The sequence below is a fragment of the Blastococcus aggregatus genome (genome assembly GCF_900221005.1).
In the GTDB taxonomy this organism is placed as follows: domain Bacteria; phylum Actinomycetota; class Actinomycetes; order Mycobacteriales; family Geodermatophilaceae; genus Blastococcus; species Blastococcus aggregatus.
This window is the reverse complement of sequence record NZ_OBQI01000004.1, coordinates 319,426-341,862: the sequence shown is the minus strand read 5'-3', so window position 1 is coordinate 341,862 and position 22,437 is coordinate 319,426. Positions and strand designations below refer to the sequence as shown.

Genomic DNA, 22,437 nt, shown 5'->3' with positions numbered 1-22,437 from the left:
CGCGTGGGGACGGCGGACTGCGGACAGCGGGCCGGTCACCTCCTCTCGCCGGTGGTGGTCGTGCCCGGACGTGCGGTGGGGACGTCCGCACGGTGCGACGGCGGGGCGGCACCCTCCCGCAGCTCGGGGGCGGGCTCGGCCGCGGGCGCCTGGGGGCCACGCAGCCGGGGGGCGAGCGCCAGCGAGGCCAGGAAGACGATCGCGAGGACGATCGCCGACTCGGTGAGGTAGTCGTCCCACACCTCGGTGAGCAGCATGAACGCGGGGACGGCGCCGGAGAAGACGCCGGCGACGACGGCCACCAGGCCGGTGAACCGGGTCCACTCCTCGCGCTTGAGGCCCAGGACGACGAAGAACAGCGCCCACAGCACCGCCCAGTAGAGCCAGATGACACCGAAGGCGGCGTCGTCGAGGCGGCCGAAGTTGAGCCCGGCGTAGACCAGGGCGCAGCCGGCGACGAACGCGGAGAACCAGCCCAGCCCGGTGCCGTCGAGGCCGGCGAGCAGGTTGAAGCCGACGTACAGGTAGGTGAAGCCGAACAGGTACAGACCGGAGGCGGCGAGGATGGTGTTCGCATCGCCGTCGGCGGTGAAGATCAGGTAGGTCGGGGTGATCACCTGCAGGCCGCCGACGAAGAAGTTCAGCGGCGCGGCCGCCCGGGCGTCGACGAATCCGAGCAGCATCAGGCCGTTGAGAATCAGTACGGCTCCGACGTACAGCAGTCCCACGCTGGCCATGGGAACCCCTTCCTCGATGGTTCGTGCTGACGATCCCCGTGCGCTGGCGGTGGTGGTGGAGCCGTGCCTCAGGGCCGCGGCAGCCGGCGCAGCGCGGGGTTGGCGCTCACGGGCACGCGGCGGCTCGGCCGGGGGCCGGGGGAGGAGACGACGTCGGGCTGGTCCGCGGTGCGCTCGGTCCGGTCGATGAGCGCGCGGCGGGTGGCGTCGCCGAGCGACAGCCGGGGGGCGGTGAAGACGCGGACCGCGGTCGCCCCGCAGGCGGTGCACTCCGTCGTCGGGCGGGCGGTGCCGATCGGGAGCGAGCGCTCCGTGGCGCCGTGGGTGTCACACCGGTACACGTAGGTGGCCATGAGCGTCCTCGTCGGCGCGTCCCCCGCTGCCGTCCGCCCGCGGTGTGCGGGCGGACGACCACCGTGCTCGCGCGCCGGAGGGCCGGTCAAGGGGCTCGGTGATCATGCGGTGGGTGTGCGCACCGCCCCGGCCGGGGTCTGGCGCGTCCTCACCCGGTGTGCTGCGCCGGTGCCGGGGCGTCGGGCGGCCGGGAGCGAGGCCGGCCGCCCGCCCGCCTCAGACCAGCTCGGGCACCCGGAGGCTGTGCACGACGACGTCGAACTCGGCCTCGTCGGTGATCATGACGCCCAGCTGCGTGGTGAAGGCGTCGCGCATGGTCGAGATCTGGTCCCGGGTCGCGTCCATGGCGGCACGGTCGGCGTAGACGGTGGTCAGCGAGCCCGTGCCGGTCTCGCGGTCGATGAGCAGGCTCAGGCTGCAGAAGCCCGGTAGGTCGTCCATGGCCGGGATGATCTGGCTGCGGAAGGCGTCCAGCGTCTCCTCGGTCCGGGCCGGGTCGATGCGGCTCCAGAGGACGCGGGCGCAGGACTCGTCGCCCGCGGCGTGCAGCCGGTGCATGACGGCGATCTCCCACTCCTGTACCTCGGTGTCGCGGGCACCGAACCGCTCCGTGGCACGTTCCCGCATCTGCACCACCCGGTCGCGGCTGGCGGAGATCGCCTCCTCGGTCTCCCAGCCGGTCGTGACGATGCAGCGGCCGGAGTCGCGGTCGACGAGCATCGACAGGCCGGTGTAGCCGTCCAGTTCGGCGACGGCGGGCATGACGTTGTCGCGGACGTCGGCGACGCCCTCGTGCATGCGCTTCGGGTCGGCCATGACGGTCGTGGTTCGGGCGTACATGACGCCCCCTTCCTGGGGGACAGGAGCGGCGCCCCTGCGGCGTCGCCGCACCGGCCATGCTGCTCCGTTCCCGGGCGCCGTCAACGGTCGAAGGTCACCGGTCCCCGGACGCGCGCGAGCCCCGCACCACCGTCGGTGGTGCGGGGCTCGCGGGGAGATCAGGAGCGGGTCAGGTCAGGAGCGGGACAGCGCCGGGCGGGTCTTCGCCCAGGCGAGGAACGCGACGGCCTCGTGCAGGTCGGGGATGTCGTTGCCGACGAGCGAGCGCAGCAGGTCGTTGCTCCAGATCGCCACGCGCCCGATCGTCCAGGCGACCTTCTCAGCGGCCGGCAGGTCGAGGTCGAAGACCAGCTTGGCGATCTCCTTCTTGCCGTCGGTCGGCGCCGTGTACTTGAGCACCGGGAGGAACCGCTCCGGCTCGACGACGCAGAGCACCTTGGTGAGCAGGGGCTCCTTGTTGAACGAGGGCAGGCCGATCTTCTTGCCGTCGATCAGCTGGGTGAGCCGGTCCTCGATGCGCAGGGTCGCGGGGCCGTGCAGGAGGTACTCGATCGACTCGCGCACCTTCTGCGCCGCCGTCGCCTCGCCCTGGGTCTTCCACGCGCGGTTGAGGCCGGACATGTTGCCGGCGTTCGCGAGGGTGGGGGAGGTGGCGAAGTGCAGCAGCTGCTCGGGGGTCGCCTCGCCGAGGCCCTCGGCGGTGAAGAGCGCCTGGTAGCGCTCCCGGAAGGCGGCGACGTCGGGGTCGGTCTCCGGCCGGTCGAGCTGGAACTCGGCCTTGAGGAGTTCGACCCGCTCGCGGACGTCGGGCCGGACCGAGGCCGCGGTCGGGAAGGTGGAGTGCAGGGAGTCGATCGTCTGCACGGCCGGCCGGCCGGGGTCGCGGCGGGCCTCGCCGCGCAGCCACTCGTGACCGCAGTCGGCGCAGTGGATCAGCAGCGTGCTGTCCGGCTGAGCGGTGCCGGTGATGTCCTCGCTGTTGCACTTCGGACAGGCGATGAGAGCCAAGGGTTTCCGTTCGTTCGGTGGGTGACGAGTCCCGCGGGGGCCCTCAGCGCTCCTGGTTGGCGGGAGCGCATCGACCGTTCGGCGGGGCGTGGAGGCGTCTCGCCGGCGGTTGACTGACCCCAGTTTCGCACCTTTGGCCGGGACGCACCTCAGCCGTGCGCCGGAAACCCCTACTCCGGGTCGGCGTCGTCCTCCGCGAGCCTGCGCACGGCGGCCACGAATGCGGTCGCGGCTGAGTCGACGGCGGCCAGTGCGATGCGCGTGAGCTCGGGCCGCAGGCCGCGCTCGGCGTGCCCGTAGCGGATCAGATCGCGCAGCAGCTCCGGAGCCCGCTCCAGGGAGGGCGTCTCGGCGTCCAGGAACCAGAGCTCGGGGTCGAGCAGGCGCTGCACGTTGTGCGGGCTCCAGATCAGCGGATCGCCGCGGCCGTTGCCGCTGGCGGAGGCGAGGACGTCGTCCAGCAGGGGCCGGAGGTCGGCTGTGGACCACGCGGTGCCGACGGCGCTGCCCAGGAAGTCCTGGGCGATCCCGGCCAGTTCGTCGTCGGACAGCTCGGAGTCCGGGACCTCGCCGCCCGGGGGCAGCAGGCCCGCCAGCCACGCGATCAGCGCACGCTGCTCGGTCCAGTCCTCCTCGCGCCCGGCCCCGGGGAGGTCGCGCAGCGCGACCTCGATGCGCGCCCGGGCGTCGACGGTCGGGAGGTCGTGAGCGGCGGCGTCCGGGCCGGCGTTCTCGAGGATCTGCGGGACGACGGCGTCCAGTGGTTGCTCGACGAGGAACCCGTCGGTGGCGTAGCCGCCCAGCTCGTTGTCCACGCGGACGACGGCGGTCAGCGGGTGGCTGCCGGGCACGGTGGCGCTCACCAGCAGGTGGTCGACCTCGCCGTACACGCTGCTGATCTGGACCGCCCGGTCGCCCGGCTCGGTGCGGTCCAGGTCGGCGAGCCAGCGGGGGAGCACCTGGCCGGCGGCACCGATCTCGCGCCGCAGCCGGCTGCGCAGCTCGACGTCGCCGGTCAGGGTGGCGATGGCCAGCAGCGCTGCCGCGGTCTCGGGTCGGTCGAAGTCGTCGAGGCCGGCGACCAGTTCGGTCACGGGCGGGGCGACTTCGCCAACGGTGGCGCTGAGCAGCGTCCCGGCGATGGCGAGGAGCGGACCGGGTGTGGGGCTCTCGAGCGCGTCGGCCAGTGCCTCCAGGAGCTCGTCCTCGGGGGTCGGCGGCCGCTGACCGGCGCTGCGGCGCTGCTTCTTCCTGCTCTTCGCCATGATCGGGAAAGGCTAGTGCGCCCTCCCGGCAGCTCCGGAGCTCGCGCGGCGGCCCGACGTCAGCGGGGCTTCCCGCTGTTTGGTAGCGCTCCGTGTGAGTCTCGCTCTGTGCGCATCGGGACGTGGAACATGGCGGGTCGGCTCGCACCGGGCTGGCGAGACCTCTTGCTGGACGGGGACTGCGACGTCTGGCTGCTGACCGAGGTGAACCTGGACGTCGAGCTGCCCGGGTATGCCATGCACCGGGGCAGCGAGTTGATGGCGCCCCGGCGTCACTGGGCGGCCGTGCTCAGCCGGGTGCCGCTGACACCCCTGTCCGACCCGCACGTCGCGAGCGCTGCGGCGGTCGTCGACGGCGTGACGTACTGCTCGACGATCCTGCCGTGGCGCAGCAGCGGGGGAGAGCCGACCTGGCCGGGCGCGGAGCCACCACGGAACCTGCATGCGGGGCGGACCCGGCACGCCCTGGCGATGCTGCTGGCCGCGCTGCCTCGTCGGGAGCTCGTGTGGGGCGGCGACTGGAACCATGCGCTCTCCGGGCGCGAATACGCCGGGACGAAGGGCGGTCGAAAACACCTGCTCGGCGCAGTCGATGAGTTGGGACTCCAGGTGCCGACCGCGTCGCTGCCGCACCGGATCGAGGGACTGCTGAGCATCGACCACGTCGCCGTCCCGGGCTCGTGGGCCGTTGCTCGCACCGAGCGGCTCGACGCCTCAGGACTCAGCGACCACGACGGGTACGTCGTCGACGTCGAGAGGGGCGCGCTGTGAGCGCGGATGCCGGTCCGCTCCTGCCGCCTCCGACCCGACTGCTGACGGGAGACGAGCCGATCACAGGGACGTCGGCGTCCGTGCGGAACTTCTGGGCATGGGCGTTGTCGGACCTGCGCACCAACACGGTGCGGCCGGTGCTCTACGAGGGGCCGGCGGACGCGGTGCGCGCTGCGGCTACGTCGCAGGAGGCGTGACGGTGGTCGAGCTGCGCGTCGACCTCGTCACCGTCGACCGAGCCCGGGAGCTGGTGCCGGCCGAACCGGGCCTCTACGCCTGGTGGTCGCGCCCGGGTGCTCTGCCGGGCGTCGCCGGCCCACGCCACCCGGACGGCGAGCACGAACTCCTGTACGTCGGGCTCGCCAGGAGCGGTCCGTCCTCCGGGGCGACGTTGCGTAGCAGAGTGGTGGGCAACCACATCCGCGGAACGACGGGGCAGTCGACCCTGCGCCGGTCGCTCGCCTCGCTGCTGCACGAGGGGGAGGGCTGGCGCAGCACGTTCACCGACCGTCCGCTGCTCGTCCCCGACGACGAGTTGCGGCTCAACGCCTGGATGCAGGAGCACCTCGCTTTGAGCTGGGTGGTGCACGAACAGCCCTGGACGGTCGAGGCTGAGGTCATCGGGAAGCTGGCGCCGCCGCTGAACCAATCGGCAAATTCGTCGCACCCGTTGTACCAACACGTCCGTGAGGCACGACGACGCTGGCGCGAGGCAGCCCGCTAACAGCTTCCTGTGGGAGGCGAGTTGCGCAGTGGGGGCACAGGGGCCAGATACGGCCGAGATCCCAGCGAAAATGGCTCGACTCGATACCCTGCGCGATCACGGAGTGCGGCGAACGAAGGACTTGTGCGGTAATGGCTGAAGAGACTTGGCACGAGGCGCGACTCATCCCGACCTCGGGGATCAATGGCGCTGACGAGCAGGAGCGGCGCGCCACGTCCGCCCTTCTCGCCGTCGTAACTGCGGTGCGCGAGTTCGGCCGTGGCCTCACCCAGCCGTTGGGGGCGCCGGCGGGCACCATCCAGACCTTCATCGAAGTCCCTTTCATGCTGGGCGACAAGCGCTGCTATCCGGACGGGCTCATCCGGGTGAGTCGCGGCCAGCGGACGTGGACGGCTCTGGTTGAGGTCAAAACAGGCACCAATGAACTCGCGGCTGAACAGTTGGAGAACTACCTCGACATCGCCCGGGACAACGGGTTCGACGCGTTGATCACCATCAGCAACGAGATTCCGCCGTCCGCCGGCCAGCACCCTACGAAGGTCGACAAGCGCAAGCTGCGCAAGGTCGCCATGCATCACCTGCCATGGAGTCAGATTCTCGCTGAAGCGGTCGTCCAGAAGGAGCACCGCGGCGTGGCCGACCCCGACCAAGCCTGGATTCTGGGCGAGCTGATCCGTTACCTGGAGCACCCACGGTCCGGAGCCCTTGAGTTCGAGGACATGGGGCAGTCGTGGGTCGCAGTTCGCGATGCGGTGAGCGCGGGGACACTTCGTGCGGCGGACAAGGGTGTCGCGGATGTGGCTGCCCGATTCGACGCCCTCCTGCGCTACGCCTCATTGCGTCTCGGTCGCACGCTCGGGACCGAGGTCGTGCCCGTCGTGAGTCGCAGGGAATCAGCTGATCCGGGGCTGCGCACCGCGGCCCTGGTCGACGGGCTGGTCAGAGAAGGTCGGCTGAGCGGGGCAATCCGTATTCCTAATGCCGTCGCGCCGCTCACTATCGAGCTCGATCTGCGCGCCGGTCGCGTCGCGCTTCACGTCGACGTGGATGCGCCGCGCGAGGGTCGTTCGACCACTCGGGTCAACTGGCTCCTTCGGCAACTGAAGGCTGCGCCGGAGTCGGTTCGGGTCGAGGCATTCGCCATGCACACCCGCGGACCCGGTGCCGCCGACCTGCTGAAGGTCGTCCGCGAAGATCCCAACCTGCTCATCCAGGATCCGAAGAAGGAACTGCGCGCGTTCCGCATCGCTCTCACCAGCCCGCTGGGGTCCAAGCGGGGTCGAGGGCGCGGCGCGGCGATCGACTCTGTCCTCGACGCTATCGACACGTTCTACGGAGAGGTGCTGCAGCACTTGAAGGCGTGGACTGCCACTCCGCCAAAGATGCGGGAGGTGGCAGAGCTTCCGGAGCCGACACGTCCCGCACTGGCGAGCACGGCGCTGTCCTCCCAGGACGGTGCCGAGCCAGTCGATGACGCGGACGACGCGGACGACTCTCAGGGCGAGGCGGACGACCCCGAGGACGAGTCGGCAGCGGTGTCCGAAACGTCGCTCCCATGAGCTCGGGTCCGGCGAGTGCGCGGGAGATCGTTGTAGGGGCTGAAGACGCGGAAGTCGTTGTGCTGGAGCGCGCCTTCGCGCGGTGAGTGACAGCGATGGCGGGTCGGGCCGACTCGTGCTGCGTCGCTCAGCCGCGCAGGGCGGGGGTGCGCTCCTCGGAGCGGCGCTCGAACAGCGGGGCGACGTCCGCCAGGGGTGCGGGCCGGCCGTAGAGGTAGCCCTGGCCGAACCGGCAGCCGATGCTGCGGAGCAGGGCGTCCTGCTCCGCCGTCTCTACACCCTCGGCGACGACGTCCAGACCGAGGACGTGGGCCATGCCGACGATGCTGCGCAGCATCGTGGCCCGGCGCTCCGAGCTGGCGACGGTCGCGATGAAGGAGGAGTCGAGCTTCAGGATCGCCGAGGGCAGGGTGTCCAGGCGGCTGAGGGAGGAGTAGCCGGTACCGAAGTCGTCGATGGCGACGCCGAAGCCGAGGGCGCGCAGCTCGTGCAGCGCGGCGACCGCGGTGGAGGACTCCGCCTCCACGAGGCTCTCGGTCACCTCGAGGACGGTCTCCTGCGCGCGCCAGCCGGTCTCCGCGAGGACGGTCCGGATCCGCTGCGGGTAGGTGGGGTCGGACAGCTCGCGGCCGGAGACGTTGACCCCGAGCCGCATGCGGCGGCCGGTGGTGGCGTGCAGCTCGGCGAGCTGGCTGCAGGCGGAGCGGAACACCTGCTCGCCGAGGCGGGGCATCAGCCCGTGCTGCTCGGCGACGGCGATGAACTCGTCCGGCCGGATCGGGCCGCGCTCCGGGTGCGTCCAGCGGGCCAGCGCCTCGACGCCGACGACGGCGTCCGCGAGCAGGTCGACGATCGGCTGGAAGTGCACGGTGATGTCACCGGCGTCCAGGGCGGCGGTGAGGTCCGCGACCAGGTCCGAGGCGACGCGACCGGCGCCGAGCTCGCAGCGCCCGCGGCCGGCGGCCTTGGCCGTGTAGAGCGCCAGGTCGGCACGCCGCATCAGCTGCGCGGCGCTCTCGCCCTGCTCGTGCTCGGCGACGCCGCAGGACATCCCGATCTCCGGGTGCATGCCGCGGATCCGCGTGACGATCTCCAGCGCCGCCGGGCCGGGGGTTCCGGGCAGCAGGAGGGCGAACTCGTCGCCGCCGTGGCGGGCGAGCACCGCCGTCGCCGGGAGGGCGCGGCCCCACACCTTGGCGACCTGGCGCAGCACGCGGTCGCCGGCGTCGTGGCCCTGGCTGTCGTTGATGGCCTTGAAGTGGTCGAGGTCCAGCAGCGCCGCGGACATCGGCTCGCCGGTGCGGGCGACGGCGCGCATGAGCTCGTGCAGCGCCTGGTCGAAGCCGCGCCGGTTGGTCAGGCGGGTCAGCGGGTCCCGGTTGGCGCTGGAGGCGCGCAGCACGAGGCCGCGGGTGACGACGCTCAGGCCGATGACCATCGCGTCGAGCGACAGGGCGGTGGGCAGCGCGACGTCGCCCTGCGCCATGAGGCCGCCGGTGAGGCCGACCAGTGCGAAGGACGTGTGGACGACGGCGAGCGGCAGGCTGAAGAAGAAGCACGCGGCGATCGCGAGAAAGCTGGTCAGGGCGCCGATGGCCACGGCCGTCGGCGCATCGGCGGCGAGCACGATCCCGGCGACGACGACGATCGTCGCCTGCAGGACAGCGACGTGGAAGGCGGGCCGCGGCCACCGGGCGCCGAACCGGAAGACGACGGCGCCGGCGATCAGCGCGGACAGCGCGAGCGCGGCCACCGGCGCCCGGTCGGACCAGGTGTTGTCGGCGCCGACGACGGCCAGCAGGGTGGCGCTGCCGCCGAAGACGTACAGGGTGCCGAGCGCCTGCGTCATCACGCGCGCGGTCGCCACCTCGGGGACGCCGGACCACTTCATGGGAACTGCATCGTCTCAGTGGAGCGGCGGATTGAACGCGCCTCCCTCGTCGGGGGGAGGCCGCCCGGCCACGAGAACAGCGGGATCCGGCGCTTCAGGTGGTGGTGCGGCCGCGCGCCACCAGCCGGGGCACCACCTCGGCCCCCGCGGCGCCGACGAGCGCCGAGCCGAGGACCACGGCCCACGACAGCGGGTCGAGCGGCGTGCAGCCGAAGAACCGGCTCAACCCGGGGGTCTGCACGATCGCGACGAGGACGGCGAGCGAGCCGGCGACGGTTCCCAGCACCAGCGGGCTGCGCCGGCCCATCCACGCCGTCTGCGCCAGCTGGGTGGCGATCAGCGCGGCCAGACCCATCGTGCCCGCGCGGCCGGGGAACACCGGGGTGGCCTTGCCGATGGCCCACGCCCCCGTGGCGCCTGCTGCGGTCGCCGCACCGCGGACGACGACCATGCGCCGGACCGCATCGGTGAAGCCGCGGTGCGGGCCGGCGCGCAGCACGGCGGCCAGCGGGTGCCCGGCCAGCGGGCCGTCGTCCTCGTCGTCGGCGACGTGCCGCGGCGCGGCCACGGCGACGGCGAGCGCCGGGAACATGTCGGTGAGCAGGTTGACCAGCAGGAGCTGCCGGGTGCCCAGCGGCGAGCGGCCGCCGACGGCCGTGCCGAGCACGGTGAACGCCACCTCGCCCGCGTTGCCGCCGACCAGGATGGACACCGCGTCCCGGACCCGCGACCACATGGCCCGGCCTTCCGCGATCGCGTCGACCAGGCGGCTGAGGTCGAGGTCGGTGAGCACCAGGTCGGCCGCGGTGCGCGCGGCCGGTGACTCCGCGCCCTCGACCCCGACGCCGACGTCGGCCAGCCGGATCGCCGCGGCGTCGTTCACGCCGTCGCCGGTCATGGCCAGCGTCGCTCCGGCGCGGCGGAGCGCGGCCACCAGGGTGACCTTCTGCTCGGGGGAGAGCCGGGCGAACACGGCGGTCTCGGCGACCAGGCGCGCCCGCTCGGTGTCCGAGGCCCGGGCCAGCTGGGTGCCGGTGACCACGCGGTCGGCGTCGGGGATGCCGGCCTCGGCGGCGATCGCGGCGGCGGTCTCGGGGTGGTCACCCGTGGCCACGACCACCCGGACGCCGGCTGCTCGCAGCTGCTCGACGGCGCGCACCGACGACTCGCGCAGCGTGTCGGCCAGGCCGATCAGCCCGCGGTAGGCCAGCTCCCCGGCCGCCTCGTCCAGGTCGTCGGGCACGGCATCGACCGCGCGGTCGGCGACGGCCAGCACCCGTAGCCCGGTGCCGGCCAGCTCCCGCACCCGGTCGCGCACGTCCGGGGCGTCGGCACAGCGGCGGAGCACCACCTCCGGCGCGCCCTTGACCACCAGGTGCCCGTCGCGGACGGCGACGGAGAAGCCGCGGCCGGCGGCGAAGGCGAGGCTCGCGTCGGGGGCGCCGTCCCACGCGTCCCCGGCCGCCTCCAGGACGGCGCGGTCGGTCTCGTGCGCGCCGTCGCCCCCGTTGCCCATGCCGGCCGCCGCGAGCTTGAGCAGCTCGTCCTCGTCCGTCTCCCCGTCGGGGAGGCGCCGGGTGACCCGCAGCCGGTTCTCGGTGAGGGTGCCGGTCTTGTCGAAGCAGACGGTGTCCACCCGGCCGAGCGCCTCGAGCACGCGTGCGCTGCGCACCACCGCGCCGCGCCGGGACAGCCGGCGAGCCGCGGCCTGCTGGGCGACGGTGGCCACCAGGGGCAGGCCCTCCGGGACGGCGGCGACCGCTATCGCCACCCCGGAGGCCACCGACTCGCGCAGCGGCCGGCCCCACAGCACGCCGAGCAGGGCGACCACCCCGCCGCCGGCGAGGGTGAGCGGCAGGACGGAGCGGGTGAGCTCGCCCAGCCGCGCCTGCACGCCGACCGGTGGGGCGGCGCCTCCGGCGGCCCGTGCGGCGCGACCGGCCTGGGTCGCCGAGCCGACGGCGACCACGACGGCCCGGCCGCGACCGGCGACGACCGTGGTGCCGTCGAAGAGCATGCAGGCGCGGTCGGCGACCTCGGCGCCCGGCGTCGCGGGCAGCGACTTGGCGACCGACAGCGACTCGCCGGTGAGCCCGGACTCGTCGACCTCCAGGTTGTCGACCTCGAGCAGCCGGGCGTCCGCGGTGAGCACGTCGCCGGCCTCGACGAGGACGACGTCCCCGACCCGGACGGCGGACGCGGGCACCTCCTCGGAGCCGCGGTCGGTCTCGCGGCGCACGGGGCTGTCCTGCTCGAGCAGCAGGCTCTCCAGCACGGTCTCGGCGCGCAGTCGCTGCAGGCCGCTGACGAGTGCGTTGATGACCGTGACGCTGCCGACCAGGATCGCGTCGGTGGCATCGCCCAGGACGGCGGTCGCGGCCGCCCCGGTGGCGAGGACCGGGGTGAGCGGGTCGGCGAGCTCGGCGGTGACCGTGCGGGCGAACCGGGTGGGACCGTGCACGACCGGGTGGGCGCGGACGGTGCTGATGACCGCGTCCGTGCGGCTGGTGCGCTGCTCGCCCGCGGCGGGCAGGTCGGCCAGCCGGCGCAGGACGTCGTCGGGCTCCAGTGCGTGCCAGGGGGTGTGCACGGTGGGCGCCGGCACGGGGCGACGGACGGTCCGGGCGGCGGTCCAGGCGCCGGTCGTCATCGTCGTGGCGGTGGCCCACTTGCCCGGTGTCGTGGCGCGGCGCTGGCCGTACAGCGGGCTGCCCACCGCGGCGAGCAGCCCGCCGAGGACGTTGCCGGTGAGCGCGGCACCCGCCGCGCGGCGGCTGAACGTCCTCGCCGCACCGGCCGCGGCGACGATGCGGCAGGCGTCGGCGAGCCCGGACGACGTCACCAGGTCGGCGCCCCAGGCGGGGGCCCGGCCCTCGAGGACCGGCGCCACCGCGACGTCGGCGGCCAGCAGGGCGGGGCCGTCGACCGCGGAGACGAGCAGGACGCCGCGCCCGTCGTCCTGGAGGCGCCGGACCGTGTCGACGAGCGTCTGGTCGGTGGGGGAGACGTCGTCGGCCAGGCCGGCGATGTCGCCGGCGCCCACGTGCGGGGTCAGGACCAGCCGCAGGCCGGCGTCGGTCGCGGTGCTGAGCAGCGCCTCGGCGTACGGGTCGAGCTCGGGGGCGACGGTGACGGTGCCCATCCGCCGGCGGCCCTGGAGCAGCGAGCGGACCTCGCCGCCGGGAGCGACGGCGGTCCTTCGCGGGGGGCCCAGCCGGACGCCGTCCTCGCCGGCGCCGCCCAGGAGCTGGGTGGCCGCCGTCCAGACGCGGGCGTCGTCCCAGCCGTCGGCCTGCGCCGTGGCCTCGACGACGACCGGTGGGCCGGTGCACAGCGCGGCGCCGTCGACCACGAGGGTGTCGACGCGGTCGAGCCGGCGGTAGGCCGAGCCGTCGAGCGGGAGGACGTCGCGGCGGGCGAGCAGCAGCCCCAGCACCGCGGCGAACGACTCGCGGCCGAAGGTGGCGGCCCGCGGAGTGAGCGCCTTGAGGAGGTCGGCGGAGCGGCCGGGACGTCGGGTCAGCGCGAGCAGCCCGAGGGCGGCACCGAGCTCGGTGGGCTCGAGGCGGGCGCGGTAGGTCTCGACGGGGCCGCGCGGCAGCTCGCCGGGGCGCGGTCCGGGCGGCTGCTCGGGCTCGGTCGTTCCGTCGTCGGGTTCGGGGCGGCAGAGCTCGCGCTCGCGACGGCGCCAGACCTGGCGGCGGGCGCGGATCTCCAGGGCCCGCTCGATCGCGGCGGCGGCGTTGAGAGCCGGCACGGTGGGGCTCTGGGTCAGGGAGTGCAGCAGCGCCCCGGTGCCCTCGAAGGCGAGCTCGGTGCCGACCGGGCCGATGCGGTCGGAGACCGCCTCCTTGAGCCAGTGCTGGGTGTCCAGCAGGGCCATGAGCAGGGTGGCGTGCCGGGTGAGCGCGGGGATCGGCAGCAGCTTGCCGAGGGCCGCGACCCCGACGGCGGCGGTGTCGACGGCGGCGGCCGCGACGGCGGCCAGCAGCGGCTCGAGGTCGGCGGGGTGGTCGGGGCGCTGAGGGAAGACGCCGGTGCCGCCGCGGGCCTGCTCGACTTCGGTGACCACGCCGACGACGTCCTCGACGCCGACCCTCCGCGAGTCGACAGCCACCAGCACCCGGCCGAGGACGTCGTTGACCGTCGCCCACTGGACGCCCTCGAGCCGTTCGAGGTGACGGCGGAGTGACTGCTTCGCTCCGGGCGTCTCGTCGTCGGCGGACAGCTCGATCTGCAGGTGGTCGCGGTCGCGGTAGACCCGCCTCGTGTGGCGGGCGCTCGGCGGCTCGACCATGCCCTTCGCGGCGTCGACCAGGTCGTGCAGGTGCCCGCCGGGGATCGGGTCGGCGCCGGTGACCAGGGTGCCGACAGCCCTGGTGGTGTGGACCGCTGCGCCCCGTGCCAGGTGCAGCGAGCCGTGCACCCCGGCGCGGGCGGCGCTCTTCGTGAGGCTCGCCGTCTCCCCGAGCAGGCCGGCGCCGACGACCACCGGGACGGCGGCCGCGAGCACGGCGGTGCCGGCGGCCAGGCGCGCGACGTCGGTGGCCAGCTGCGCCGCCCCGCGCGCGGCGCTGCCGGCCGACGCGATCCGGCGGAGCAGGACCATGGCACCCCCGTTGTGACGACGGTCACTCCGAACAGTACGTCGTCGGCGCCGTCGCGGCAGGGCCGTCGGCGCCGTTGTGGACAGCCGGTTCGGCCGGTCGGGGTGACGGACGGTGAGGGCCGTTTCGGCTCCGCCACTCCATCGAGGGACACGATCCGGCTGGCGACGGCCCATGCCCAGGCGTTCACTCGTCGTAATGCGCTGATCACCGACGGTTGAGGAGGAGCGACGGCCATGCACATGACCTCTGCCCTCCGCCGACCGTGGGGATCGCCTGTCGTCCACCGCGCGCTGCTGCTGTCCGGCCTCGCCGCCGGGCTCTGGCTGGCCGGCTCGGCGACCTCCTCCGCCGCGGCTGACGTGCCTCCGCCGGCCGCTCCGGTGCAGGGCATCGCGGACCTGACCGGCGGCCTGCTGGCTCCGGTCACCACTGCGGTCGCGCCGGTCGTGGAACCCGTCGTCGACGCGGCTGTCGTGCCGATCGCACAGACGCTGGCGCCGGTGCTCTCGCCCGTGGTGGACCCGGTGGTGGCTCCGCTGCGGCCGGCGCTCGCGCCGGTGCTGCGGCCCGTCGCCGTCCTGGCGCCCGTGCCCGCCGAGCCGGCCGCGACCGTCGTCGACAGCCCGTCCGCCCTGGACGCTCTCGTGCTCGTTCCGATCGGCGGCTCCGCCGCCGTCTCCGTTCCCACGGCCGGTTCGGACACCCGTACTGGCGCCGTCGAGCAGATGACCGGCGCTTCCCTCGACGCTCCCGCCCCTGTCCCCGGCGGGCGCAACGTGCCGGTGCCCGGACCGGCTCTGCCGTCCGGCGCACCGGCACCGGCGATGGCCTCCGGGCCGTCGTCCCCTGACCAGCACGCGGCCGATCTGCCGCCTGCTGTAACCGGCGTCGACCTCGTGGCGCTCGGCGCCGCGGCCGACGGCGCACGAGACGCGGCAGCAGACCGCGCGCTCGATCCTTCCTTCGCTCCCGACTGAGGACGCCCTGGTCAGCCCTGCGCTGACCGCGGCCACACAGCCGGTCCGATCGGACCGGTCCCTCAGTCAGAGAAGGACACCCCTCATGAACGTGTGGATGAAGCGCGGGCTGCAGACGGCCCTGATCACCGGCGGTCTGCTGACCGCCGGCACGGGCCTCGCGTCCGCCGACGAGAACGCGGTCGCGGTGACCGTCCCGGTCACCGTCACCGACAACGCACTGGCGGTGCTGGGCACCGCCGGCACCACCCCGGCCGAGATCGACCTGCCGGCGCTCGACGGCACCCTGGGCGTCGACCTCGGCGGCCTGGCGATCACCGTGCCGATCAGCATCGGCGGCAACGCCGCCGACGCTGGCGGGGTCGACGCGGCCCAGCCCGCGGCTGCTCCGGCGGCCGGCGAGGGCTCCGGCTCGGCGGTGGACGTCGACGTGCCGGTGACCGTGACCGGCAACGCGATCGGCGTCCTGGGCGACGCCACCGCCAGTGGGTCGTCCGGTGCTCCGGCTTCTGCCGCTGCTGACGACGCGTCCCTGATCGACGCCGACGTGCCGGTGCTGGTGTGCGGCACCGCCGTCGGCGTCCTGGGCGACGCCGACGCGACCTGCGCCGCCCCTGCTACGGGTGGTGCTTCGGACGGCGCCGCTTCGGTCGTGGGCGTGGACGCACCGGTCACCGTCTGCGGCATCGCCGCGGGTGTTCTGGGCGACGCGAGCGCGACCTGCACCGCTCCGGCGTCCGGCTCGGGCGGTTCGACGGACGGCACGGACCCGGTCGTCGACGTCGATGCGCCGGTCAGCGTCTGCGGGATCGGCGTCGGCGTCCTCGGTGGGGCGAGCACCACGTGCTCCGCGGCACTCGTGCCGCTGACGCCTGCCGTGCCCGGCACGCCGGGAACCCCGGTGTCCGGTCAGCCGGGCGCCTTCTCCGGCGCGGTTCCGGCCATCACTCCGGTGTCGATGAGCGCTGAGGGCGGCGCCGGCACGAAGGGTGCCGGCACCGGCTCGACGCTCGCCTACACCGGCAGCCCGGTCGCCCCGGCGCTGCTCGGCGGGCTGCTGGCGCTCGCGCTGGGCCTCGGCCTGACCGTGCTCGGCCGCCGCCGGGCCGCCGCGATCGGCTGACCCGCTCAACGACGGGCCCGGCCACCTGAGGGTGGCCGGGCCATCGGCGCGTCAGGCGGCTAGGAGCTCGCGCTCCTCGACGTGCTGCGGCGCCGTCGTGTGCGCGAGGCCGGCGGCGACCACGAGGGCCGCCGCGAGGGCGGGGGCAACGAGCCCGGCGTTCGCGCCGGCCTGGTCGACGACCGCACCGGTGACCGCCGACGCCAGCGCCTGACCCACGACGATGGCGGAGCCGAGCATCGTCATGGTGGTCGCCGAGCGGCCGGTCGGGCTCAGCTGCGCGGCGAGACTGTAGAGCGTGACCAGCGTCGGACCGACGCCGAGCCCGAGGATCGCCAGGGCGATGACGAGGTCGGTCTCCGACCGTGCAAAGGCGAGAGCAATCGAGGCGGCGAGCAGCAGCGTGCCGAAGGTCAGCCAGCGCGCCCGCAGGGTGAACCGCTGGGGGAGTGCGGCTGACCCGAGCGCGAGCACGGCCGAGCCGATGCCCATGACGCCGTAGAACAGTCCGGCGCGGTCGCCGTCGCCGTCGGCGGCGAGGAAGCCGGTGAGCGAGGTGAGGGTCGCGCCGAAGAAGATGCCGACACCGAGGGTGCCGACGACGACGGTGACGAGCGGGAGTCGGGCCAGCTCGCGGACCGGGGCCTGTTGTTCCGCTGTCTTGTCGGCGCCCGGCTCGACCCGGCCGGTGGGGTGCAGGGCGAACGCGGTGACGAAGACGAAGGTGATGGCTGCGGCGCCGGTGATGGCCACCCAGGGGGCGATGGCGCTGGCGAGGAGCCCGACGACGAACGGGCCGATGATGAAGACCGTCTCGTCGGCGGCGGACTCGTAGGCCATGGTGCCGCTGAGCGTCTTCTCCTGCCTGTCCTTATCGATGTGGCGCCGGATGAGGGCGACCAGCCGGGTGCGGGACAGTGGCGCGACCTGCGGTGCGGTGGCGCCGATCAGGACCGACAGCGCGAGCACGGCGGCGTCCGCGGCGCTGCTGGCTACCACCAGGGGGAACGAGCCGAGCAGCGCGGCGTTGAGCAGCCCGACCGGGACCAGGACCCGTCGTTGGCCGAACCGGTCGACGGCCGCACCCAGCAGCGGGCCGGCGACGGCGGTGCCTATGCCGGCGGCGGCGGAGTTGAGCCCGCCGAGGGTGACCGAGCCGCGCTCGGCGACCACGAGGGTCAGCACGCCGACGACCATCATCGCGAAGGGCAGCCGCGCGATGAAGGCGAGCGGGAAGTACGTGGGACCGGCGTGCCGGAGAAGCGCGTGGTCGCGCGAGCCTGCGTAGGACATGACCTCTGTGCATCTGCGGATCAGGCGTGCCGCCTTGATCCGCCGGCGGAGCCGACAGCAGGTAGATGCACGGGACGTGCGGAACGCTCGAGAGTCTATCCACCGCAGACTCGACAGGGTGTTCACAGGCCGACTGCTGCGTGGGAAGCGCGCCGGTCAGCGGGGATGCAGCTGGACGCCCGCCGGACCGAATGCGGCTACTGAGCGTGCCGGTCGAGTCGGTGCGATGTGCTCGTTCTACCTGGGCTCCGGCCCCGCTCGGAGAGCCGCGAGGGGGGACTGGGCCGCCGCGTCGTTCAGCACCCGGTGACCCCTCGGTCCTCGTTCGGGCCGATCACCATGCGCCTCTTTGACCTCTCTGTCTTCTTCGGCTCAAGGCGGAACGCGTGCGGTTCGATACTTCCCGTGACGCCGGCGATCCGCTCGGCCCAGCAGCCGTAGGAGCGTGAATGTCCCACCCGCATCAGCCCGCCCAGGACCAGCAACACGGGTACGAGCCTCAGTTTGGCCAGCCGGCGGCGCAGCAGTACTACGGGCAGGGGCAGCCTCCGTACGGCCCGCCGCCCGGCCCCGACTACCAGTACGGCGGGCAGCAGCCCCCCGGTGCCCGCAAGGGCTCTGGTCTGGCCATCTCGGCACTCGTGCTGGCAATCATCGCGGTCCTGCTGTGCTGGGTGCCGATCGTGAACAACTTCGCTGCGGTCCTTGCCGTGGTCGGGCTCGCGCTGGGCATCCCGGCGCTTGTTTCGGCGCGCCGTGGCAAGCGAAGCGGCTCCGGCATGGCGATGGCCAGTGTCATTCTTTCCGTTCTCGCCTTCGCCGGGGTCCTCGCCACCCAGGCCTTCTATGGCTCCGTCATCGACGACGTGGCAGACGAGATCAGGGATTCCGCTTCGGGCCTGCCTTCGTCAGCGGATGCCGCCCAGGATGCTGAGGCGGATGAGGCAGCTGTCCTCTCACTCGGCCAGTCAGGGCAGCTGAGTGAGTACACGGTCACCGTCGACTCCGTCACGGCCAACGGCAACGAGATCGTCGCCGATGCGAACCAGTTCAACGACCCACCGACCGGGCAGTACGTCCTCGTAGATATGACAGTGACCTACAACGGGACGGACGACGGAGACCCCTGGCTCGACCTCACCACCGAGTTCGTGGGCAGTGACGCAAGGAAGTACGACGCAAGCAGCTGCTACGCGTCGATCTCCAACGAGGTCTCCGACGTGCCGACTCTCCTTGCCGGCGGCACCGCGTCCTTCCAGGTATGCATGGACGTCCCACCCACCGCCATCGACGGTGGCCAGGTGCAGGTGTCGGAGAGCTTCTCCTTCGACGACGTCTCGGCCACCTGGGCCATCCAGTAAGTCAGCTCTTGGGAGCGGCCCGTGTCCCGGCCGGGGACACGGGCCGCTCCGGTTCCCGCCGAGGGCATGAGCGGTGCTTCTGGTGGCATGGGTGGGGTGACGAGTGAGGTCCCATGCGGATGCGACTGCTGCACTCGGCTTTGACCGTGACTGATCGGTGGGTCACGAATCTCCGCCAAGCGACCACGACATCTGCTCGGTGGCTGGTGAAAGAGTTCCGTGAGCTGGAGGCTCCGACGTGCATGAATTGAACTACCTGCCCCGTAGCGGCGGCTTCGAGGTCCGACTGGATGTCGGGCACCACGAGCTCGTCGCCCGCGGGACGGGCCCCGACGACGCTCATCCGGAGGTGCTCGGCAGTACAGAGCTAGCGGACAACGTGGCGCTGGTGGCGCTGGTGCTCGGATACGCCGCAAACGAACTCGGCTTCCGGCGGTCACGATCCCCCGAGAAGAGAGCCGGTCATCGGGAGGCGGCCGACGTGGAGCGCAAGGACGCGCTCGCGCTTGCAGACTTCGTGGTGAGGCTGGGTGAGCGGACGGTCAGGGCGTGGTGCTCGGGCTGCTTCAGCGAGACGGCGCATCGCCATGTCCAAGGCTCGGATCGGCCCAAGAGAACGTACCTGTGCCAGGAGTGCGGCACACCGACGGTCGACTGCGGCGTACTTGGGTGCTCGCACCGCGCAGTCATCAGGCCGCGGGCCCGGATCAGGTTCGGGTACTGCGCCGAGCATCGCCACGCAATCCCCTCGTTCGAGAAGCTGCACGCGCCCATCCCGAGCCTCGGCGACTACGGCGACTTCCTGAAGCACGAGGTGCGCAACGCGGAACGCATCGCCAAAGTGACCGGCGGAACGATCGGAGCCGCGGCCGTCGTCGCGCCCCTCGCCTTCTTCGCAGCCCCGGCCATCGGAGCGGCCCTCGGGGGCTCGGTCTTCGGGGGGACGCTCACGGGCGCAGCCGCCACCAGCCACGGACTGGCCATGCTCGGTGGTGGCGCGGTGGCGGCCGGGGGCCTCGGCATGGCAGGAGGCACAGCCGTAGTCACCGCCACAGGGACAGCGCTGGGCGGAGCCCTCGGCGCCGCGACCGTGGCCGCGTACGCCGGAGACGACCGATCGTTCGCGATCGAGCTGGTGCGTCCCGGCTCGGGGACCCCCGTGGTGTTCGCCACGGGCTTCCTCACTGAGGGGCAGTCCGCCTGGTCTGATTGGCGACGCCTCATCGACACGCGCTACCCGGACGCTCCCGTCTACCAGGTGCACTGGGGCGCAAAGGAGTTGAAGGACCTCGCCGGCTTGCTGGTGACCAACGGTGGCAAGGCTGCTGTCCGCGCGGCCCTGCTCCAGGGCGCTCGACGTGGCAGCAAGGTCGCAGCGCTCCCGGGACTCGGGTGGGTGCTCGGAATTCATGGCGCTGCGACCAACCCGTGGACGGTTGCCAAGACACGGGCCGGCATGACCGGTGCCGCCCTGGCCGAGTTGATCGCCCGGACGCAAGAGGGGCCCTACGTGCTCATGGGCCACAGTCTCGGCGCGCGGGTCATGGTGACCACGGCGCTGACTCTCGCTACCCGCCCGGGGACGCCGCGGATCCAGACAATGCACCTGCTCGGCGCCGCCGTCGGACGAAGAGGCCACTGGCACGGCCTCGAGGCAGCCGTGCGAGACAGGGTCTGGAACTACTGGTCAACGAACGACCAGGTGCTGCGCTGGGTCTACAAACTCGCGGAGCTAGGCGAGGTCGCGGTGGGCGAGACCGGCTTCGGGTCAGCGCGACCGCGACTCAAGGACCGGAACGTCAGCGGACAGGTCACAGGGCACTCGGCGTACGTCTCGAAGGTCACGCTGCAGGCCTGACAACGAACATCGGCATCCCGGTGCCTCAGGCTCACGCGAGACTGCCCACATAGGACCTGATGGAGGCTCACATCCGCAGGGCTGTCGGGCGAGGCACTATCGCGGGGATGCCGGGTTCCTAGCGACCGGCGGACCCGGAGAATTGACTCAGTCCTTCCGCTTGCCGAGCTCGACCCGGTATCCCGGCACCAGTACTCGACGGGTGACAGACGAGGCCGACCCGACCGCCCGCATGCGCGCCTTCACCAAGGCGCGCGACGTGGGCCAGTTCCTCGACGTCAAGTCGCGCTGACCCTTGCCCTGGCGGGCCGGGTGAGGGAGGGCTGGTGCAGTCGCTCCACACGACTGCTGTGCGGGAAGTCGTGAACGAGCACTCGCGGGCGCGACTCGGGGAAGAACGTCGCCGACGTCCTGCTCTACTTCGTACGACTCGCCGACGTGGCCGGCGTCGACCGTGGCACTGAGGCGCTGTCAATGCTGGCGAGCAAGAAGACGCGCTCTCCCGCGGACGGACGCCGGGGTGTTGCTCCGGTTCCCGACCGACTCGCGCGCGCGCCCGCGGCGCTTCCGTTCCGTCCTCCTCCAAGGCGGAGGCGCAGCCGCGTCTGCGAGGGAGATGTGGCCGTGGTCTGATGCCTGTCAGGAAGGTGGACCCGGCGTCAGGGCCGGTCCGCTCAGCAGGAAGGTGGGCTCGTGGCCGGATCCGGTGAAGTGCTGCTCGAGGTGGACGGTGGCGTCGCGATCGTGACGCTCAACGCTCCGGACCGGCGCAACGCGCTGACGCCCGTAATGGCCGACGAGCTGATCGCGACCTTCGACGAGGTGGACGCCAAGCCGGAGGTCGGCGCGCTGGTGATCCGCGGTGTCGGCAAGTCGTTCTGCGCAGGCGGGGATGTCGCGACGCTCACCTCGGCCGGCAAGGACCCGGCGGCTTCCGACGCCTACGAGGGCATGGGCAAGATCTACGACTCCTTCTACCGGCTCGGGCAGGTGCGGGTGCCCACTGTGTCCGCGGTGCGCGGCTCGGCTGTCGGAGCCGGCATGAACATGCTGCTGGCGACCGACCTTCGCATCGTCGCGAAGGACGTGCGGCTGCTGGCCGGCTTCCTCAAGCGCGGCATGCACCCGGGCGGCGGCCACTTCGTGATCCTGTCGCGCCTGATCGGCCGAGAGGCAGCCGCGGCGATGGCTCTGTTCGGCGAGGAGATCAACGGCGACAAGGCCGTGGAGCTCGGCCTGGCGTGGGAGTCGCTGGAGGACGCCGCGGTCGAGGACCGGGCGATCGAACTGGCCCAGCGGGTGGCCGCTGACCCCGAGCTGGCACGAGTGGCGGTCGGCAACTTCCGCAAGGAGGTCGTCAACGGCGCTATCCCGTGGGACGTCGCCATGCAGTCCGAGCGTCCGGCGCAGATGTGGTCGATGCGCCGCTCTGCTCAGTAGCCGATGTGGACGTCGGCGACCACCGGAGCGTGGTCGCTGAGTCCAGAAGCTATCCACGTGTCGTGATCGCCAACATGGACCGCGGCGCCGTCCGCCCACTCAACTGGCAACCAGATGTGGTCGATATGGAACCCGCGGACCTCGCCGAGTCGGCTTTGGTAGTACGTCGGCTCGGTCGGCTCCTCGCCCCGTTCGAGTCCCCGCGCGGTCTGGTAGACGTCGCACAGCCCCATGTCTGTGAGCCGCTGCGCGACCTTGTCGTACCGGCGCTGACTGGTACTGATCGGTGAGTTGAAGTCTCCAGCGAGAAGAATCGGCCCTACGTCGGAAAGGTCTTGTATCCAATCAATGGCTTGGTCGATCTCTCCTTCGTAGCCCCCCGATCCTGGGAACGCGGCGGTGTGGATGCCAACTATCGTGAAGCAAGCGGGCCCACTAACGCGCACGGGCAGCGTCCAATCGGGAGCAGTGTCCGCGGCCTCATGGCGTGACAGCGTCCATCGCTCGCTCGCTGGCGACGACGACAAGCTCCCTCCAGCCGGCGCCTGGGATCGGCTTGCTCAATCCCCTCACCGACAGACCGTCTCGTGTCGTGGGCCACGCGGACGGCGACTTGGCTTCGCACA

The 22,437-nt window shown here is 72.6% G+C and carries 17 protein-coding genes; 8 read left to right on the top strand and 9 right to left on the bottom strand.

The window, feature by feature from the left end:
• Positions 1-35 precede the first annotated feature (35 nt).
• From CRP29_RS14910 to CRP29_RS14890, 5 genes are all read right to left on the bottom strand, one after another.
• Positions 36-737 (bottom strand): AmiS/UreI family transporter, encoded by a 702-nt coding sequence (locus CRP29_RS14910; protein WP_097195845.1) that lies wholly within the window; start codon positions 735-737, stop codon positions 36-38.
• A gap of 68 nt (positions 738-805) precedes the next feature.
• Positions 806-1,090, bottom strand: coding sequence for an FmdB family zinc ribbon protein (locus tag CRP29_RS14905; protein ID WP_097195844.1), 285 nt, complete (start codon positions 1,088-1,090; stop codon positions 806-808).
• A gap of 217 nt (positions 1,091-1,307) precedes the next feature.
• On the bottom strand, positions 1,308-1,931 hold the full coding sequence (locus CRP29_RS14900; protein WP_097195843.1) for an antibiotic biosynthesis monooxygenase family protein: 624 nt from the start codon (positions 1,929-1,931) through the stop codon (positions 1,308-1,310).
• A 174-nt stretch (positions 1,932-2,105) separates the two neighbouring features.
• Entirely contained in the window at positions 2,106-2,939 is an 834-nt protein-coding gene (locus CRP29_RS14895; protein ID WP_097195842.1) for a hypothetical protein, read from the bottom strand.
• A 170-nt stretch (positions 2,940-3,109) separates the two neighbouring features.
• Complete coding sequence (locus CRP29_RS14890; RefSeq protein WP_097195841.1) at positions 3,110-4,204, bottom strand: hypothetical protein; 1,095 nt, start codon at positions 4,202-4,204, stop codon at positions 3,110-3,112.
• Between the two features lie 129 nt (positions 4,205-4,333).
• Between CRP29_RS14890 and CRP29_RS14885 the strand changes: the two genes are divergently transcribed.
• The 3 genes from CRP29_RS14885 to CRP29_RS14870 all read left to right on the top strand — a co-directional run bounded on the left by CRP29_RS14885 (position 4,334) and on the right by CRP29_RS14870 (position 7,258).
• On the top strand, positions 4,334-4,975 hold the full coding sequence (locus CRP29_RS14885; protein WP_097195840.1) for an endonuclease/exonuclease/phosphatase family protein: 642 nt from the start codon (positions 4,334-4,336) through the stop codon (positions 4,973-4,975).
• 193 nt (positions 4,976-5,168) lie between these two features.
• Positions 5,169-5,699: a GIY-YIG nuclease family protein gene (locus tag CRP29_RS14875; protein WP_141437145.1), complete on the top strand. Its 531-nt coding sequence runs from the start codon at positions 5,169-5,171 to the stop codon at positions 5,697-5,699.
• Positions 5,700-5,830: 131 nt separating this feature from the next.
• Positions 5,831-7,258 carry a hypothetical protein gene (locus CRP29_RS14870; protein ID WP_176522984.1) on the top strand — a complete coding sequence of 476 codons (1,428 nt, stop codon included), beginning with the start codon at positions 5,831-5,833 and terminating at the stop codon, positions 7,256-7,258.
• A 127-nt stretch (positions 7,259-7,385) separates the two neighbouring features.
• Here CRP29_RS14870 and CRP29_RS14865 read toward each other — a convergent pair whose 3' ends face one another.
• Together CRP29_RS14865 and CRP29_RS14860 are read right to left on the bottom strand one after the other, a co-directional pair.
• Complete coding sequence (locus CRP29_RS14865; RefSeq protein WP_097195837.1) at positions 7,386-9,149, bottom strand: putative bifunctional diguanylate cyclase/phosphodiesterase; 1,764 nt, start codon at positions 9,147-9,149, stop codon at positions 7,386-7,388.
• Between the two features lie 94 nt (positions 9,150-9,243).
• A complete protein-coding gene (locus CRP29_RS14860) occupies positions 9,244-13,758 on the bottom strand; it encodes a cation-translocating P-type ATPase (protein WP_097195836.1) in 4,515 nt (1,504 codons plus the stop codon).
• Between the two features lie 234 nt (positions 13,759-13,992).
• Between CRP29_RS14860 and CRP29_RS14855 the strand changes: the two genes are divergently transcribed.
• Entirely contained in the window at positions 13,993-14,736 is a 744-nt protein-coding gene (locus CRP29_RS14855; RefSeq protein WP_097195835.1) for a hypothetical protein, read from the top strand.
• A gap of 85 nt (positions 14,737-14,821) precedes the next feature.
• Positions 14,822-15,859, top strand: coding sequence for a hypothetical protein (locus tag CRP29_RS14850; RefSeq protein WP_097195834.1), 1,038 nt, complete (start codon positions 14,822-14,824; stop codon positions 15,857-15,859).
• A 51-nt stretch (positions 15,860-15,910) separates the two neighbouring features.
• On the opposite strand, the gene CRP29_RS14845 is transcribed toward CRP29_RS14850, so the two are convergent.
• Positions 15,911-17,152, bottom strand: a complete 1,242-nt coding sequence (locus CRP29_RS14845; RefSeq protein WP_097195833.1) for an MFS transporter — start codon at positions 17,150-17,152, stop codon at positions 15,911-15,913.
• A 449-nt stretch (positions 17,153-17,601) separates the two neighbouring features.
• Here CRP29_RS14845 and CRP29_RS14840 point away from each other — a divergent pair, with 449 nt between their 5' ends.
• The 3 genes from CRP29_RS14840 (at position 17,602) to CRP29_RS14830 (ending at position 21,811) form a co-directional block, all read left to right on the top strand.
• Positions 17,602-18,513 carry a DUF4190 domain-containing protein gene (locus CRP29_RS14840; protein ID WP_097195832.1) on the top strand — a complete coding sequence of 304 codons (912 nt, stop codon included), beginning with the start codon at positions 17,602-17,604 and terminating at the stop codon, positions 18,511-18,513.
• Between the two features lie 238 nt (positions 18,514-18,751).
• Positions 18,752-20,371, top strand: a complete 1,620-nt coding sequence (locus CRP29_RS14835; protein WP_141437143.1) for a DUF726 domain-containing protein — start codon at positions 18,752-18,754, stop codon at positions 20,369-20,371.
• A gap of 693 nt (positions 20,372-21,064) precedes the next feature.
• A complete protein-coding gene (locus CRP29_RS14830; RefSeq protein ID WP_097195831.1) occupies positions 21,065-21,811 on the top strand; it encodes an enoyl-CoA hydratase/isomerase family protein in 747 nt (248 codons plus the stop codon).
• Here the strand turns inward: CRP29_RS14830 and CRP29_RS14825 are convergent.
• Complete coding sequence (locus CRP29_RS14825; protein ID WP_097195830.1) at positions 21,805-22,257, bottom strand: exonuclease/endonuclease/phosphatase family protein; 453 nt, start codon at positions 22,255-22,257, stop codon at positions 21,805-21,807. The two genes, CRP29_RS14830 and CRP29_RS14825, sit on opposite strands and share 7 nt — an antisense overlap.
• Between the last annotated feature and the right edge of the window lie 180 nt (positions 22,258-22,437).